Origin of the sequence: Tenacibaculum sp. HL-MS23, from assembly GCF_032463465.1 — a bacterium.
Lineage (GTDB): Bacteria > Bacteroidota > Bacteroidia > Flavobacteriales > Flavobacteriaceae > Polaribacter > Polaribacter bernardetii.
The window spans coordinates 1,612,875-1,629,019 of the sequence record NZ_CP135989.1; the positions used below are offsets into that span (position 1 = coordinate 1,612,875).

Consider the following 16,145-nt stretch of genomic DNA (forward strand, 5'->3'; position numbering starts at 1 on the left):
AAAAAAGCATGAAATTAAAGTACATCATAACACTTTTTGTAATCGGAATTATTTTAATTACTCTTGGAGCATTATTTAAAGTGATGCATTTAATGGGTGGTCCACAATTATTAACCGTGGGAACAATTTTACAAATCATTGCTTTTATTTTATTTATCATAAAATTATTTACCAACAAAAAATTTAAAGACACTTTAAATCAATAATTGAATTTTTTTAAATCCATATTAAACACCATTCCAAGACCTTTATTAATCAAAGCAAGTTATTGGGTTCGCCCTGTGGTTGCTTGGTGGTTAAAAGGCGATAAATTTACCGATCCTATTGATGGAAAATCGTTTCGTAAATTATTACCTTATGGTTATGGCGTGCAACGAGAAAATGCACTTTCTCCTTCTACATTATCTTTAGAAAGACATCGTTTATTGTGGTTGTATTTACAAAATGAAACTAATTTTTTTTCTTCGCATAAAAAATTAAAAGTATTACATATTGCGCCTGAACAATGTTTTTTAGACATTTTTAGAAACCAGAAAAACTTAGATTATATTACTTCTGATTTAGAATCGCCAATTGCTGATGTAAAGGCTGATATTTGCGATTTACCTTTTAAAGACAATGAGTTTGATGTGGTGTTTTGCAATCATGTTTTAGAACATATTACGGATGACACCAAAGCAATGCAAGAATTATATCGTGTATTAAATAGCGGCGGATTTGGGGTTTTTCAGATTCCGCAAGACTTATCAAGAGAAAAAACTTTTGAAGACGATTCTATTACCGACCGTAAAGAGCGTGCAAAAATATTCGGGCAATACGATCATGTTAGAGTTTACGGACGTGATTATTTCAACAAACTTCGTTCTATAGGCTTTAAAGTTGATGAAGTTGACTTCACAAAAAAAATCGCTCCAGAAAAACTAGAACGATTTGCTTTAATGAAAGGCGAAATTTTGCCTGTGTGTTTTAAAGGTTAATTTGTAAACTCTTCTATATTACCGTCTTTATCAACAAACAATAATGTTGCTTTAATTTGAGAATTATTCTTTAAAAATTCTTTTGCTTTATCTAATCCCATTGCCATAAAAGCAGTAGCATATGCATCTACATCAGCACAATCTAAAGTTCCGTAAACAGTAGCACTTAATAAATTACTTTCGGTAGCAAAACCTGTTTTCGGATTTATGGTATGTACATATTTTTGTCCGTTAGCTCCAACTCTAAACTTGCGATAGTTACCAGAACTCGCCATCGATTGGTTACTCAACTCAATAAATCTAGATACGCTTCTTGTCCCGTCATCATTAGGATCATCTATTGCTACTTTCCAATTTTTATTTCTACTATTCTTTCCTCGTGCTCGAATTTCACCGCCTATTTCTACAAGATAGTTTTGTATGTTTTTACTTTCTAAAAATCGCCCAACAACATCTATTCCGTATCCTTTTGCTATCGAATTAAAATCTAAACACGATTCAGGAAACTTCTTTTGAATACTCCTTCCTTTTAAAGTTACTTTATCTAAACCTACTTGCTTCATTAACTCTTTTACTTGTAGCGTATCTAAATCTTTTTTCTCTTTTTTATAACCAAAACCCCAAGCATTTACCAAGCCACAAACTGTTGGATCGAAATAACCATTAGTTTCTTTATAAATTCTCTTTGATTTTTGAAAAACTTCTAAAAACATATCATCTACAACCACTGTAGAATCTCCCTTATTTATTTTAGAAATATCTGAAGTAGGCATATAAGTTGACAGTGATTTATTTACCAAATAAAATAAGCTATCTATTGATTTTTGATAATCTACATCATTTAAATAAGTAATATGATATGTTGTTCCAAAAACAAAACCTTCTAACTTAACTTCTTCTACCTTTTTCTCCTGTTTACAAGCTGTTATAAAAACGATAATTACAACAAATGCATAAAATATTTTTTTAATCATCTTTTTAATTTTAATGACAAAAATAAATTATTCTAACATCATAAAAGATTGTTAATTCCGTTTTTTCTGCCTTCATTTTTATAAATTTGCTTTAATATTACAAATTAGTAATCTATTTAAAACACGATAAAAAATGAAAAAAATATTTTTATTTCTTACAACCGCATTTTTAATAACATCTTGTGCTTCAACCAAAGAACTAGAGGCTATAAAAGCAAAACATGAACAGACAAAAGAAGAATTATTAGCTGTAAAAGCTAATTTAACAAAGTGTTTAGTAGAAAAAGAAAGCTGTGAAGACAAAGTTTCTACATTAAAATCATCTGTTGGTGATTTAAAAGCAGATAAGCAAAACACACTTCAGCAAGTAGAAAACTTAACTGTTTTAACTAAAGGAGCTAATGACAATATTAAAGAAACTTTAACCCAGTTAAGTAAAAAAGATAAATATATTAACAGAATTAGAGCTGCTGCTTCTAAAAAAGATTCATTAAACTTAGTTGTTGCTTTTCATTTAAAGAAAGAATTACAACAAGGTATTGAAGATGAAGATATTCAGGTTAATGTTGAAAAAACAGTCGTTTTTATCTCTATTTCTGATAAATTATTATTCAAAAGCGGAAGTTATACAATTTCAGACAAAGCTTCTAAGGTTTTAGAAAAAGTAGCTACTGTTGTTAACGGTCAGCCAGAAATGGACGTAATGATTGAAGGACACACGGATAATACTCCTGTTACAAAAGGATCTAGTATAAAAGACAACTGGGGTTTAAGTGTTTTACGTGCAACATCTATTGTTCGTGAATTACAAAACAAATACAGTGTAGCGCCAAGTAGATTAATTGCAGCAGGTAGAGGTAGCTACGTACCTTTAACAACTAACGACACACCTGCAAACAAAGCAAAAAACAGAAGAACGAAAATTATTATTCTTCCTCGTTTAAACCAATTCTTCGAATTGTTAGAGCAAAAAACTGAATAATTACAAACTCTCATAATATTAAAAGACTACCTTATCGGGTAGTCTTTTTTTATTCAAAAAAAGTAACGTTCTTTGTTATCTAGAACCCAATTTAACATGCTAAATATTATTTTACCGAAAAGATTTCAATTATTAAAAACATTTAGTTTAACTATTTTGTTTTTTTCTTTTATAACAAGATTAGTTTTATATGTTTTAGCTTTTAAACACATTGATTTTTCAATAATAAAATTAATAAAAATATTTATTGTTGGTTTATTTTTCGATATCAATAACCTACTTTACTTGATTAGTATTTATGCAATATACTTACTTCTTTTCCCTTCAAAATTTCACGGGAGTTTACTCGATAAAATCGTTACCAAATTCTCTTACGGACTTTTCTTATTTATTTTTATTTTTTCTTTTTTAGCTGAAATTCCTTTTTGGGACGAATACCAAAGACGTTATAATTTTATTGCCGTTGATTACCTTTTATACACCTACGAGGTTATTGAAAACATTCATCAATCTTTTCCTATCCCTTTAATAGTTGGTATCATTATTTTAGTATTGATTATTAGCATTCGTTATGCATCAAAGAAAAACGCATATAAAAACACTTTTAATAATTCAGATACTTTTAAATCTAAACTTATACCTACTTTCATTATAGTAATTAGTTTAGTTTTTTGTCATAATTTTATTACGAATGATAAGGCAGAAATTTTTACAAGTATTAATGAGAATGAGCTTACCAAGTCTGGCATGTATTCGTTCTTCGCTGCTTACGAGAGTAATGAATTAAATTACAACGAATTTTACGCAACAATACCAGAAGAAAAAACATACAAACTGCTATCAGAGAACATAAAAGCTTCTAACGACAGTTTATTAGTAGAAAAAGGCATATATCGCTATACAAAGAATGACAGCATTGAATTAAAACCTAATGTGATTTTTATCGGATTAGAAAGTATAAACGCTCGTTTTATGCAAAGTTTTACAAGTACAAAAAACTGGACTCCAACACTAGATTCTCTAGCTAACAATTCAATTTTTTTCACAAACTTATACGCTACAGGTACAAGAACTATTAGAGGTATAGAAGCAATTAGTTTGGCTATTCCTCCAACACCTGGTAGAAGTATTGTTAAACGAGAAAACAATGATAATCTAGCTACGGTAGGTGAAATATTTAAACAAAAAGGATATAGTAGAACTTTTTTCTATGGAGGTGATGGTCATTTTGACAATATGACTAATTATTTTAGCCATAACGGATTTGATATTGTTGACAGAAGGAAGTTACATCGCTTAAAAGAAGAATTACCCACCAATAGAACACGTATAGAAGATGATGAAATGACTTTTGAAAATGCCTGGGCAGTCTGCGACCAAGATCTTTTTAACAAAGTATTAAAAGTTACTGATGAAAAAGCAAAAAGTAAACAACCTTTTTTCAGTTTTATCATGACAAGCTCTAACCATAAGCCATATACCTATCCTGATAATGTTGTTGATATTCCATCAGGAAAAAATGTAGAAGGGTCTATAAAATACTTAGATAAGAGTTTAGATGAATTCTTAACAAAAGCTAAAACAAAAGCTTGGTATAAAAACACAGTATTTGTTATTATGTCTGACCATTGCGGTTTTAGTGCTGGCAAAACTGAAATTAATGTAAGAAATCATCACATTCCTGCTTTTATTACAAATTTAAAAAATCATGCACCAGTTAAAATAGATAAACTCAGCTCTCAAATAGATGTATTCCCAACATTATTCGGTTATTTAAATTGGTCATACAAAACAAATCTATTCGGAACAGACATCAATAAAATGCAACTAAAAGATGAACGCGCATTTATAGGAAATCACCGTAAGGTAGGTTTATTAAAAAAAGATAAATTACTACTATTAGAAACTAATAAAAAACATAAATCGTACCGTTGGAATAAAGATAAAAATAAAATCACACCAACAAAAACAGATTCTTTATTCTTAAACGAAACAATCTCCTATTATCAAGCCGCTTTCGACCTATTTAAAAACGGAAAATTAAAAGTAAAAAATTAAACTAACACGCTATTTGTCAATCAAATAATTAAGCGTACATTTGCAGTCCTTTTTCAAGGATAAATTAATATATTAATAAACAAAAACTAATCGTGTAATTATGAACACATTAAGTTACAAAACGGTATCAGCAAACAAAAACACTGTTAACAAAGAGTGGGTTTTAGTTGATGCGGACGGGCAAACGTTGGGTCGTCTAGCTTCTAAAATAGCAATGCTAATTAGAGGTAAGTACAAACCAAATTATACTCCTCACGTAGATTGTGGAGACAACGTGGTTGTTATCAACGCAGAAAAAATTGTTTTAACTGGTAAAAAGTGGACAGATAAGTCTTACATCCGTCACACAGGATATCCAGGTGGACAAAGATCATTAACTGCTACAGAAATGTTCGAAAAAGATCCTACAAGATTAATCGAAAAAGCAGTAAAAGGAATGTTACCTAAAAACAAATTAGGAAGTGCATTATACAAAAACTTATATGCTTATGCAGGTACTGAGCACCAACAAACAGCTCAAAACCCAAAAGCTATTAACCTTAACGATCTTAAATAATGGAAACTGTACACAAAATAGGTAGAAGAAAAACAGCAGTCGCTCGTATTTATCTTTCAGAAGGTAAAGGAAACATTACTATAAATAAAAAAGAGTACAAAAACTACTTTACAACAGGAACTTTACAATACAAGATCCAACAACCTTTAATGTTAACTGAGAACTTAGAGTCTTATGACATTAAAGTAAATGTATATGGTGGTGGTATTACAGGTCAAGCAGAAGCAATTCGTTTAGCAATTACTAGAGCATTAGTAGCTATTAACGAAGAGCACAGAGCTGTATTAAAGCCTGAAGGTTTATTAACTCGTGACCCTAGAATGGTTGAACGTAAGAAATTCGGTCAGAAGAAAGCACGTAAGAAATTTCAGTTCTCTAAGCGTTAATATTTATCAAAGCTTTTTACAAAGCTTTGGTTTTGTATTTTCAAAAAGAGACTGTTATAAATTAATTTTAACAGTTTAGTATCTAAATATTTCAGACTTAATATAACTACTGAAATATTGTGAAAACAGAACGTAAACACATTTTATTAAAATGGCAAATATTCAAGAATTATTAGAAAGTGGAGTGCACTTCGGTCACTTAACTAGAAAATGGAACCCTAACATGGCTCCTTATATTTATACTGAGCGTAATGGTGTTCACATCATCGACTTGTATAAAACATCTGCTAAAATTGATGAAGCTGCAACAGCTTTACAAAAAATAGCAAACTCTGGTCGTAAAATCTTATTCGTTGCAACAAAAAAGCAAGCGAAAGATATCGTAGCAGAAAGAGCAAAAAACATCAACATGCCTTTTATTACTGAACGTTGGCCAGGTGGTATGTTAACTAACTTTGTTACTATTCGTAAAGCTGTTAAGAAAATGGCTACTATTGATAGAATGAAGCAAGATGGCTCTTTTGATGCATTATCAAAAAGAGAAAAATTACAAATCAACCGTCAGAGAGCTAAATTAGAAAAGAATTTAGGTTCTATTTCTGATATGACTCGCTTACCTGCTGCTGTATTTGTAATTGATGTAAAGAAAGAACACATTGCAGTTGCTGAAGCTCAAAAATTAAATATTCCAATTTTTGCTTTAGTTGATACAAACTCTGATCCAAGACCAGTTGATTTCGTAATTCCTGCAAATGATGATGCTTCAAAATCTATTGATAAAGTATTATCTTATATTACTGACGCTATCAATGAAGGCTTAACTGAAAGAAAAGCTGACAAAGAAAAGACTAAAGTAGAAAAAGCTCCTGCTAAAACAGAAGCTAAAGAAGAAAAAGTAGCTACCGAAGCAGCACCTGCTAAGGAAGAAACTAAATAATTTCAATTTAGAGGTTTCATTAAATTGAAACCTTTAAATTTTTTACAACAATATATTTACAACTAAAAATAACTACAGAAATGTCAGTAAAAATTAGCGCTGCAGACGTAAAAAAATTAAGAGAAACTACCGGAGCTGGTATGATGGATTGTAAAAATGCATTAGTAGAAGCTGAAGGAAACTTTGATAAAGCAATTGATGTTTTACGTAAAAAAGGACAAAAAATAGCTGCTAAAAGAGCAGATAGAGAGTCTACTGAAGGTGTTGCAATCACTAAAATTAGTGATGATAATACTTACGGTGTTGCTATTGTATTAGCATGTGAAACAGATTTCGTATCTAAAAATGATTCATTTAAAGATTTAGCTTCTCAATTTGTTGATATTGCTTTTAACACTAATAGTAAAGAAGAATTTTTAGCTGCTGATTTTGGTGGAGTAACTGTTGCTGAAAAGTTAATCGAACAAACGGGAGTTATCGGTGAAAAAATCGATATTACTTCTTTCGAAAGACTTGAAGCACCTTATGTAGGAGCTTATACTCATATCGGTAAAATTGCTGCTATGGTTGGTTTATCTAAAGTTATAGATAAAGCTGCTGAGTTATCTAAAGACTTAGCTATGCAAGCTGCTTCTATGGGAGCAACTTCTTTATCTTACAAAGGTTTTGACCCTGCTTATGTAGAGTCTGAAACTGAAGCAAGAATTGCTGCTATCGTAAAAGACAATGAAGAATTAGTTCGTTTAGGTAAAACTTTAAAGAACGTTCCTCAATATGTATCTAGATTACAATTAACTGATGCTGCTATTGCTAAAGCTGAAGAAGCTGCTAAAGAGCAATTAAAATCAGAAGGTAAACCAGAGAAAATTTGGGATAAAATTTTACCAGGAAAAATGGAAAGATTTGTTTCTGACAATACAACTTTAGATCAAGAACAATGTTTATTAGATCAAAAGTTTATTAAAGACGAAAAGAAAACTGTTGCAGAATATGTTTCATCTTTTGGTGATGTAGAAGTTAAAAACTTCGTAAGAATCACTTTAGGATAATTCTTACCAATATCTTTATAATTAAAACCATCCAAAAAAATTGGATGGTTTTTTTATTTTATCAAAATTCAAACTCGAAAAAAAAACGTAGTTTTGCATAACTTTCAACAAAACTATGCAATACAAAAGAATCCTTTTAAAATTAAGCGGTGAATCATTAATGGGTGACCGTCAATATGGAATTGATCCTAAAAGACTTAAAGAGTACGCACAAGAAATAAAACAAGTACTAGAAAAAAATATTGAAATTGCCATAGTTATAGGTGGTGGTAATATTTTTAGAGGTGTTGCTGGTGCAAGCCAAGGTATGGATCGCGTTCAAGGCGATCACATGGGAATGTTAGCTACATGTATTAATGGTTTAGCTTTACAAAGCGCCTTAGAAGACGAAGGAATTCATACTCGTCTTCAAACAGCTATCGAAATTAAAGAAATAGCAGAACCTTATATTAAACGTCGTGCAAATCGTCATTTAGAAAAAGGACGCGTTGTTATTTTTGGTGGTGGAACTGGAAATCCTTATTTTACAACTGATACCGCAGCCGTATTAAGAGCAATTGAAGTAAATGCAGATGCTATATTAAAAGGAACTCGAGTAGATGGTATTTACAACGTAGATCCTGAAAAAGATAAAGACGCTGTAAAATATGAAAAGATAACATTTAAGGATGTTATTAAAAAAGACTTAAAAGTAATGGATATGACTGCTTTTACTTTAAGTGAAGAAAATAAATTACCTATTATTGTTTTTGATATGAATAAAAAAGGAAATTTACTGAAATTAGTTTCTGGAGAAAAAATTGGAACAATAGTTAATAACGAATAAATTAAAAAAACCTCTTTTTTTAGAGGCATTAAAACGAACAAAATGAACGAAGAGATAGATTTTATTTTAGATTCGGCCAAAGAGGCAATGAACAATGCTATAGCGCATCTAGAAAAAGAATTGCGTACTATTAGAGCTGGTAAAGCTTCACCAGCAATGCTTGCAAACGTACAAGTAGATTATTACGGCTCTGCAACACCTTTAGGACAAGTAGCAAATGTAAGTACTGCAGATGCTAGAACAATTACAGTTCAGCCTTGGGAAAAAAACATGTTACAAGAAATAGAAAAAGCTATTATGCTTGCTAACTTAGGTTTTAACCCTATGAATAACGGTGATAATATTATTATCAACGTACCAGCATTAACAGAAGAGCGCCGTAAAGATTTAGCGAAACAAGCAAAAGCTGAATCTGAACATGCAAAAGTAGGAGTTCGTAATGCGCGTAAAGATGCTAACAACGACATTAAAAAAACTGATATTTCTGATGATGCAAAAAAAGATGCAGAAGCTGAAGTTCAAAAAATAACAGATAGTTTTATTAAAGATATTGATGCTAAAGTATCCGTAAAAGAAAAAGAGATAATGACAGTTTAATTATTTCTAATAAATATTAAAAAAGAGTGTCTTTATGGCACTCTTTTTTTTTCGTTTAATTGGTTCATTTAACATAACTTTGTAAAAAATATTTGAATGACTTTTTGGACTAAAATCGCTGGATTTATATTACGTAACCGATACTTGGTTTTAATTGCTATTGCTATTATTACAGGACTTTTAGTCTCTCAAATGAAATATATGCGCTTCTCTTACACAGAAGCTAATCTACTTCCTAAAGATCACGAAGCAAACATACAATATGATCAGTTTTTAGATATTTTTGGTGAAGAAGGCAATTTAGTTATCTTAGGTGTAAAAGATTCTACAATTTTTACTCCTAGCAAATTTAATGCATGGAACAAGCTTGTAAAAGATCTAGACAGTGTACAACAAGTAGATTTCACTTTATCTATTGCTGATGTTAAAGAATTAAAAGCTGATAGAAAACAACGAAAATTTGTTCTTGAACCACTTTTTGATAAAGCGCCTACCACAAACGAAGAAGTAAATAGAATAAAGAAACAATTATTTGAAAAACTTCCTTTTTACGACAACTTATTATACAACGAACAAGGCACCTTACAAACGGCTATTTATATAAATAAAGATATTGTAAACAAACCAGCAAGAAGAGATTTTATTGTTGAAATTTTAATTCCTACTGTAGAAAAATTTGAGAAAGAACATCAAATAGATGTGCGTTTATCTGGAATGCCATACATACGAACCATAAATTCTCAGAATATAATTGATGAAATGCAGCTCTTTGTATTAGGAGCTTTAGGTATTACAGCTGTTATATTCTTTTTCTTTTTCCGTTCTTTTAGAGCTACCTTCATTACATTATTAGTTGTTGGTATTGGTGTTGTTTGGGCTTTCGGATTTATTGGTTTATTTAGATATGAAATCACTGTATTATCGGCTTTAATTCCGCCGTTAATTATTGTAATTGGTGTGCCAAATGCTGTTTTTCTTATCAATAAATATCAACAGGAAATAAAAAAACACGGTAACCAAGCAAAGTCATTACAACGGGTAATTTCTAAGATTGGTAATGCTACTTTAATGACAAATATTACAACAGCCTCTGGTTTTGCAACCTTCGTTTTTGTAAAAAGTCAACTACTTAGAGAATTCGGAATTTTAGCTTCAGTAAACATCATCAGTATTTTTATTTTAGCACTTTTAATCGTTCCGATTATATACAGTTTCATGCCTCGCCCTGAAAAAAAACATTTAAATCATCTAGAAAAACAGTGGATGGGAAATGTAGTTGCCTGGATGGAACGTATGGTTAAAAAACAACGAATTACTATATATATTACCACGGTTATTGTAATTATATTAAGTATGATTGGCTTATTTCAAATTCGCGTTTCGGGTAGTCTAATTGAAGATATGCCTAAGGGAATGCAGTTTTATAAAGACATTAAGTTTTTTGAAACTGAGTTTGGCGGAATAATGCCACTAGAAATTCTGATTGACACCAAAAGAGAAAAAGGTGTGATGAAACTTTCTACCTTAAAAAAGATGGAAAAGTTAAATGAAACCATTGAAACCTTTCCTGAGTTATCAAAACCTATTTCTATCACCAATTTAGTTAAATACTCTAAGCAAGCATACTATAAAGGAAATCCGAAATATTATCAATTACCAACGAGTCAGGAAAAAGCATATATTTTCGCTTACACCAAAAACTCTGACAGTAATTCGGGGATGCTTAAAAACTTTGTAGATAGCACTGGGCGTTATGCGCGTATTACAACTTTCATGAAAGATGTTGGTACCGATAAAATGGACATTATTCAGGACCGCCTAAATGCCGTTATTAAAAAACAATTTCCTGAAGAAAAATTTACTGTTTCTATGACAGGGAAAGCATTGGTTTTCTTAAAAGGAACAAATTACTTAATTAAGAACTTAGTAATTTCTTTATCCCTTGCTATACTATTGATTTCTATTTTTATGGCGTGGATGTTCCGTTCTTACAAAATGATTTTTATATCATTAATACCAAACATGCTTCCGTTATTAATTACGGCTGGTTTAATGGGTTTCTTTAGCATCCCTATAAAACCATCAACAATTTTAGTTTTCAGTATAGCCTTTGGTATTTCGGTAGACGATACAATTCACTTTTTAGCAAAATACAGACAAGAATTACTTGCTAATAACTGGAAAGTAAAACCTGCTGTGTACTCTGCATTACAAGAAACCGGTGTAAGTATGTTTTATACATCAATCGTATTATTCTTTGGTTTCTTAGTTTTTACACTTTCTAGTTTCGGGGGCACAATTGCTTTGGGTGGTTTAGTTTCAGTTACGTTACTATTAGCAATGGTATCTAACTTGTTATTACTACCTTCTCTCCTATTATCTTTCGAAAAGAAAATAGCAAACAAAAAGGTCTTAAAAGAAACTAACTTTAAAATTTTACCACCAAAAGAAGAAGACTAAAAGTTTCTCTGCATTTTAAATATCTAGATTGCTCAATTCTTTGTAATAAAGTATCTTTGCTTCTCAATTTTTTAGAAGATGAAAAGAAGTAGCGTTAAAGAATTATTACATTCTGATAAATTTTTACAAGAAGTACATGTAAAAGGATGGGTTAGAACCTTTAGAAGCAATCGTTTTATTGCTTTAAATGATGGCTCTACCATTAATAATATTCAATGTGTTGTAGATTTTGAAAATACAGATGAAGAACTTTTAAAAAGAATAACTACAAGTGCTGCTGTTAGTATTACAGGTACTTTAGTTGAAAGTGAAGGTAAAGGACAAAACGTAGAGGTTAAGGTTACTAAATTAGAAATATTAGGAGATTCTAATCCAGATGAATATCCTATTCAGCCTAAAAAACACAGCTTAGAGTTTTTAAGAGAAAATGCACATTTACGTATTAGAACAAATACATTTAGTGCAGTTATGAGAGTTCGTTCTGCCCTGTCTTTTGGAGTTCACAAATACTTTCAAGAAAACGGATTTAACTACGTTAATACTCCTATAATTACAGGTTCTGACGCTGAAGGTGCAGGAGAAATGTTTCATGTATCAAATTTCGAAACAAATAAAGCACCGTTAAACGAAGAAGGGAATATAGATTATACTAAAGATTTTTTCGGTAAAGAAACCAACTTAACAGTTTCTGGTCAGTTAGAAGCTGAAACTTATGCGATGGCATTAGGGAAAGTATATACTTTCGGACCTACTTTTAGAGCCGAAAATTCTAACACAACGCGTCATTTAGCTGAGTTTTGGATGATTGAACCTGAGGTTGCATTTAATGATTTAGATGCAAATATGGATTTATCAGAAGATTTTATCAAATCTGTTTTAGGTTATGTTTTAGAAAACTGTAAAGACGATTTAGAATTTTTAGACAATCGTTTAACACAAGAAGAAAAATCAAAACCACAAGCTGAACGCAGTGACATGGGATTAATTGAGAAATTAAACTTTGTTGCAGAGAATAACTTTAAAAGAGTAAGTTATACGGAAGCTTTTGATATTCTACGTAATTGTAAACCAAATAAAAAGAAGAAATTTCAATTTCCTATTACAGAATGGGGTGTTGATTTACAATCAGAACACGAGCGTTATTTAGTTGAAAAGCACTTTAAATGTCCGGTAATTTTATTTGATTACCCAGCTACGATTAAAGCATTTTATATGCGTTTAAACGACGATGGTAAAACAGTACGCGCAATGGATGTTTTATTTCCAGGAATCGGAGAAATGGTTGGTGGATCGCAAAGAGAAGAGCGTTTAGATGTTTTAAAATCTAAAATGGCAGAATTAAATATAGACGAAGAAGAATTATGGTGGTATTTAGATACTCGTAAATTTGGAACAGCTGTTCATTCTGGTTTCGGTTTAGGTTTTGAGCGTTTAGTTTTATTTACAACAGGTATGAGTAATATACGTGATGTTATTCCTTTTCCTAGAACACCGCAAAACGCAGAATTTTAAAGAAATCATAAAATTATATACTACAATCGTCATTCCTCACAGAATGACGATTTCTTTTTAACCTATTTCTTATATTTGTAAGTATGTTAAAACAAGGTTTACATTATAAGTTACTTCAAAAATTATCTCCACAACAAATTCAGTTGATGAAGTTAATTCAATTACCTACACAAGCTTTTGAAGAAAGATTAGAGCAAGAAATTGAAGATAATCCTGCTTTAGATACTGGTAAAGAAGAACCAGAAAACTTTGAAGACACTTTAACAAATGATGAGGATTATGACGAAGGAAACGAAAAAATAGATACTGACGATATAAATATTGATGAGTATTTAAGTGATGATGAATACCCAAGTTACAAAACCCAAGCTAACAATTATTCGGCTGATGATGAAGACAAACAAGTTCCCTATGCAGCAGGAACAAGTTTTCATCAATCATTAAATAGTCAATTAAATACTTTTAGAATAAACGAAGAAGAGCGTGCTATTGCCGATTTTTTAGTAGGTAGTATTGATGATAGCGGATATATTCGTAGAGAAATTATCGACTTAGTAGATGATTTAGCTTTTACACAAAATGTTTTTACCACTGAAGATGAAGTAGAAAAAATTTTACTTAACGTAGTTCAAAAATTAGATCCAGTTGGTGTAGGTGCGCGTGATTTAAAAGAGTGCTTAATTATTCAATTAAAATCAAAACCGCAAAAAGAAACAAGAGCTTTAGCTATTAATATTCTTGAAAACGCGTTTGATCATTTTGTAAAAAAGCATTACAAAAAACTTTTAGAGAAGTTTACGATTGATGAAGAACAGCTAAAAGAAATAATTACAGAAATTGGTAGATTAAATCCAAAACCTGGTAGCTCATATGCTGGTAATAATAAGATAGCAGAACAGATTGTCCCAGATTTTTCTATTCAAATTATTGATGGTGTTTTAGAACTTACTTTAAATTCTCGTAACGCGCCAGAATTGCATGTTTCACGCGAGTATAACAACATGTTAAAAGGATATAGTGATGCTAAAACAAAAAGTAAAAGTCAGAAAGATGCGGTGCTTTTTATTAAGCAAAAATTAGATTCAGCAAAATGGTTTATTGACGCTATAAAGCAACGCCAACAAACACTATTGGTTACTATGAATGCTATTATGCATAGGCAGGAAGCTTATTTTTTAACGGGTGATGAACGCAAGCTGAAACCGATGATTTTAAAAGATATTGCAGACGAAATACATATGGATGTTTCAACAGTATCTAGAGTTGCCAACAGTAAATATGTTTCTACTCCATACGGTACAAAACTGATAAAAGTGTTTTTCTCTGAATCGATGAAAAATGATCAAGGAGAAGATGTTTCAACACGAGAAATTAAGAAAATACTTGAGACTGTAATTCAGGAGGAAGACAAGCGAAAGCCACTTACTGATGATAAATTATCTAAGATTTTAAAAGAAAAAGGATACCCTATTGCAAGGAGAACCGTTGCAAAATATCGTGAACAGTTAGATATTTCTGTTGCACGTTTACGTAAAGAAATATAATGCGTTGGCATAAATTCATATCCACCATTTTACACCCAATTGTAATACCTACAATTGGCATAATACTTTATTTTATTTTAACACCTGTTAACTTAAACCAACAACAGCAATATAGCATGCTAGCTGTTGTTTTTATTGCTACATATGTAATACCCGTGCTATTATTAGTTTTACTAAAGGCAATTAGTGTTATAAAATCATACCAAGTACATAGTATTGAAGAACGGAAAATACCGTTGTTTTTTATGATGACCCTTTTGTTTTTTTTGGGTAAGTTTTTTTCTGAAATAACAATTATTAAGGACCTGAGTTATTTATTTTTTGGTGTAGTATTCAGCTTAGGTTTAATTTACACCTTATTTATTGCAAAAATAAAAACAAGTTTACATTTACTTTCTATCGGTGCTGCAACAGGATATTTTCTATTATTTCAACAAATACATAATATATATATAATTCCATTAATCATAGTTTTTATATTGCTCTCAGGCATTTTAGCGAACGCTAGACTTCAATTAAAAGCTCACACATATAATGAAGTGTATCTTGGTTTTTTTATTGGCTTAGCGTCTCCTTTTTTAGCGTATTACATATTATAAAAGATAAAAACTTAACCCGAAGCGGATAATATTTGTATCAATTTTATTGCCATTTAAGGAAGCATTTTTAAATATAGGCGTTAAACCATAATACATGTGAAAATTAAAAGTTCCGTACCCTGCCGAAAGTATTAAACCTGTTTGAAACTTATTGTATTCTGTAAAGTTTGATATATCAATCTTAATTCCTGCTTCATCATATGTAAAATTATTACTAATATTATAACTTAGCTTAATACCAGTGTAAAAACGCCAAAAAGAATAGGTATTAACCGTTGATGATCTCCATCGAAACTGAATAGGCATTTCAATATTATGTAGCACTAATTTATTGTTAGTAATACCATTATCTATCTGAAAATTAGCAGGCTCTCCTTCAACAACTTTTAATCTATGATTATAAGAATCAAATCCATATCCTAAACCAATACCAAAGGCCATTTTTCCGCTTTTAACAAAAGGAATATCCTTTATATAACCTCCTGAAAAACCAAATGAAAATCCGCTTTTAGATACTTCTTCAGGTTGATTATCTAATATATTATAAGAAACATTAATATATAACTGATCTTCCCAATAAGAATCCCCTACTTGTAAAGAATCTTTTTGAGCATATATATTTATTGATAAAAAAACTAAAACGAAAATTAATCTATTTGCCATAACACTTAACTATTGCTAAATATAG

The 16,145-nt window shown here is 30.7% G+C and carries 16 protein-coding genes; 14 read left to right on the forward strand and 2 right to left on the reverse strand.

Annotation, left to right across the window (positions count from 1 at the left end):
• Positions 1-8: 8 nt before the first annotated feature.
• Positions 9-206 carry a gliding motility protein GldL gene (locus tag RRF68_RS07515; protein ID WP_315943962.1) on the forward strand — a complete coding sequence of 66 codons (198 nt, stop codon included), beginning with the start codon at positions 9-11 and terminating at the stop codon, positions 204-206.
• Complete coding sequence (locus RRF68_RS07520; protein ID WP_315943963.1) at positions 207-977, forward strand: class I SAM-dependent methyltransferase; 771 nt, start codon at positions 207-209, stop codon at positions 975-977.
• On the opposite strand, the gene RRF68_RS07525 is transcribed toward RRF68_RS07520, so the two are convergent.
• On the reverse strand, positions 974-1,951 hold the full coding sequence (locus tag RRF68_RS07525) for an FAD:protein FMN transferase (RefSeq protein ID WP_315943964.1): 978 nt from the start codon (positions 1,949-1,951) through the stop codon (positions 974-976). The genes RRF68_RS07520 and RRF68_RS07525 overlap by 4 nt on opposite strands.
• Before the next feature lie 133 nt (positions 1,952-2,084).
• Here RRF68_RS07525 and RRF68_RS07530 point away from each other — a divergent pair, with 133 nt between their 5' ends.
• The 12 genes from RRF68_RS07530 (at position 2,085) to RRF68_RS07585 (ending at position 15,457) form a co-directional block, all read left to right on the forward strand.
• Positions 2,085-2,933, forward strand: a complete 849-nt coding sequence (locus RRF68_RS07530; RefSeq protein WP_275315804.1) for a flagellar motor protein MotB — start codon at positions 2,085-2,087, stop codon at positions 2,931-2,933.
• 96 nt (positions 2,934-3,029) lie between these two features.
• Entirely contained in the window at positions 3,030-4,991 is a 1,962-nt protein-coding gene (locus RRF68_RS07535) for an LTA synthase family protein (protein ID WP_315943965.1), read from the forward strand.
• Positions 4,992-5,091: 100 nt separating this feature from the next.
• Positions 5,092-5,547 carry a 50S ribosomal protein L13 gene (rplM, locus tag RRF68_RS07540; protein ID WP_028888421.1) on the forward strand — a complete coding sequence of 152 codons (456 nt, stop codon included), beginning with the start codon at positions 5,092-5,094 and terminating at the stop codon, positions 5,545-5,547.
• Positions 5,547-5,933, forward strand: coding sequence for a 30S ribosomal protein S9 (gene rpsI, locus RRF68_RS07545; protein WP_275315809.1), 387 nt, complete (start codon positions 5,547-5,549; stop codon positions 5,931-5,933). The genes rplM and rpsI overlap by 1 nt, the downstream gene beginning before the upstream one ends.
• Positions 5,934-6,084: 151 nt before the next feature.
• Positions 6,085-6,870: a 30S ribosomal protein S2 gene (gene rpsB / locus RRF68_RS07550; RefSeq protein WP_275315811.1), complete on the forward strand. Its 786-nt coding sequence runs from the start codon at positions 6,085-6,087 to the stop codon at positions 6,868-6,870.
• A gap of 80 nt (positions 6,871-6,950) precedes the next feature.
• Positions 6,951-7,919, forward strand: a complete 969-nt coding sequence (gene tsf, locus RRF68_RS07555) for a translation elongation factor Ts (RefSeq protein ID WP_315943966.1) — start codon at positions 6,951-6,953, stop codon at positions 7,917-7,919.
• A 115-nt stretch (positions 7,920-8,034) separates the two neighbouring features.
• Positions 8,035-8,745, forward strand: coding sequence for a UMP kinase (gene pyrH / locus RRF68_RS07560; RefSeq protein ID WP_275315815.1), 711 nt, complete (start codon positions 8,035-8,037; stop codon positions 8,743-8,745).
• Between the two features lie 42 nt (positions 8,746-8,787).
• On the forward strand, positions 8,788-9,342 hold the full coding sequence (gene frr, locus RRF68_RS07565; RefSeq protein ID WP_218771520.1) for a ribosome recycling factor: 555 nt from the start codon (positions 8,788-8,790) through the stop codon (positions 9,340-9,342).
• Between the two features lie 96 nt (positions 9,343-9,438).
• A complete protein-coding gene (locus RRF68_RS07570) occupies positions 9,439-11,802 on the forward strand; it encodes an efflux RND transporter permease subunit (protein WP_315943967.1) in 2,364 nt (787 codons plus the stop codon).
• A 78-nt stretch (positions 11,803-11,880) separates the two neighbouring features.
• Positions 11,881-13,314: an asparagine--tRNA ligase gene (gene asnS / locus RRF68_RS07575; RefSeq protein ID WP_315943968.1), complete on the forward strand. Its 1,434-nt coding sequence runs from the start codon at positions 11,881-11,883 to the stop codon at positions 13,312-13,314.
• 83 nt (positions 13,315-13,397) lie between these two features.
• A complete protein-coding gene (rpoN, locus tag RRF68_RS07580) occupies positions 13,398-14,858 on the forward strand; it encodes an RNA polymerase factor sigma-54 (RefSeq protein ID WP_315943969.1) in 1,461 nt (486 codons plus the stop codon).
• Positions 14,858-15,457, forward strand: coding sequence for a hypothetical protein (locus tag RRF68_RS07585; RefSeq protein WP_315943970.1), 600 nt, complete (start codon positions 14,858-14,860; stop codon positions 15,455-15,457). Before rpoN ends, RRF68_RS07585 begins: the two co-directional genes overlap by 1 nt.
• Here the strand turns inward: RRF68_RS07585 and RRF68_RS07590 are convergent.
• Complete coding sequence (locus RRF68_RS07590; RefSeq protein ID WP_315943971.1) at positions 15,452-16,120, reverse strand: porin family protein; 669 nt, start codon at positions 16,118-16,120, stop codon at positions 15,452-15,454. The genes RRF68_RS07585 and RRF68_RS07590 overlap by 6 nt on opposite strands.
• Between the last annotated feature and the right edge of the window lie 25 nt (positions 16,121-16,145).

Coding starts and splice junctions, on each gene's coding strand:
- asnS (WP_315943968.1), top strand. CDS start 11,881: ATGAAAAGAAGTAGCGTTAAAGAATTATTACATTCTGATAAATTTTTA.
- RRF68_RS07515 (WP_315943962.1), top strand. CDS start 9: ATGAAATTAAAGTACATCATAACACTTTTTGTAATCGGAATTATTTTA.
- RRF68_RS07530 (WP_275315804.1), top strand. CDS start 2,085: ATGAAAAAAATATTTTTATTTCTTACAACCGCATTTTTAATAACATCT.
- RRF68_RS07570 (WP_315943967.1), top strand. CDS start 9,439: ATGACTTTTTGGACTAAAATCGCTGGATTTATATTACGTAACCGATAC.
- RRF68_RS07535 (WP_315943965.1), top strand. CDS start 3,030: ATGCTAAATATTATTTTACCGAAAAGATTTCAATTATTAAAAACATTT.
- RRF68_RS07585 (WP_315943970.1), top strand. CDS start 14,858: ATGCGTTGGCATAAATTCATATCCACCATTTTACACCCAATTGTAATA.
- RRF68_RS07525 (WP_315943964.1), bottom strand. CDS start 1,951: ATGATTAAAAAAATATTTTATGCATTTGTTGTAATTATCGTTTTTATA.
- rplM (WP_028888421.1), top strand. CDS start 5,092: ATGAACACATTAAGTTACAAAACGGTATCAGCAAACAAAAACACTGTT.
- rpsI (WP_275315809.1), top strand. CDS start 5,547: ATGGAAACTGTACACAAAATAGGTAGAAGAAAAACAGCAGTCGCTCGT.
- frr (WP_218771520.1), top strand. CDS start 8,788: ATGAACGAAGAGATAGATTTTATTTTAGATTCGGCCAAAGAGGCAATG.
- rpsB (WP_275315811.1), top strand. CDS start 6,085: ATGGCAAATATTCAAGAATTATTAGAAAGTGGAGTGCACTTCGGTCAC.
- tsf (WP_315943966.1), top strand. CDS start 6,951: ATGTCAGTAAAAATTAGCGCTGCAGACGTAAAAAAATTAAGAGAAACT.
- rpoN (WP_315943969.1), top strand. CDS start 13,398: ATGTTAAAACAAGGTTTACATTATAAGTTACTTCAAAAATTATCTCCA.
- RRF68_RS07590 (WP_315943971.1), bottom strand. CDS start 16,120: ATGGCAAATAGATTAATTTTCGTTTTAGTTTTTTTATCAATAAATATA.
- pyrH (WP_275315815.1), top strand. CDS start 8,035: ATGCAATACAAAAGAATCCTTTTAAAATTAAGCGGTGAATCATTAATG.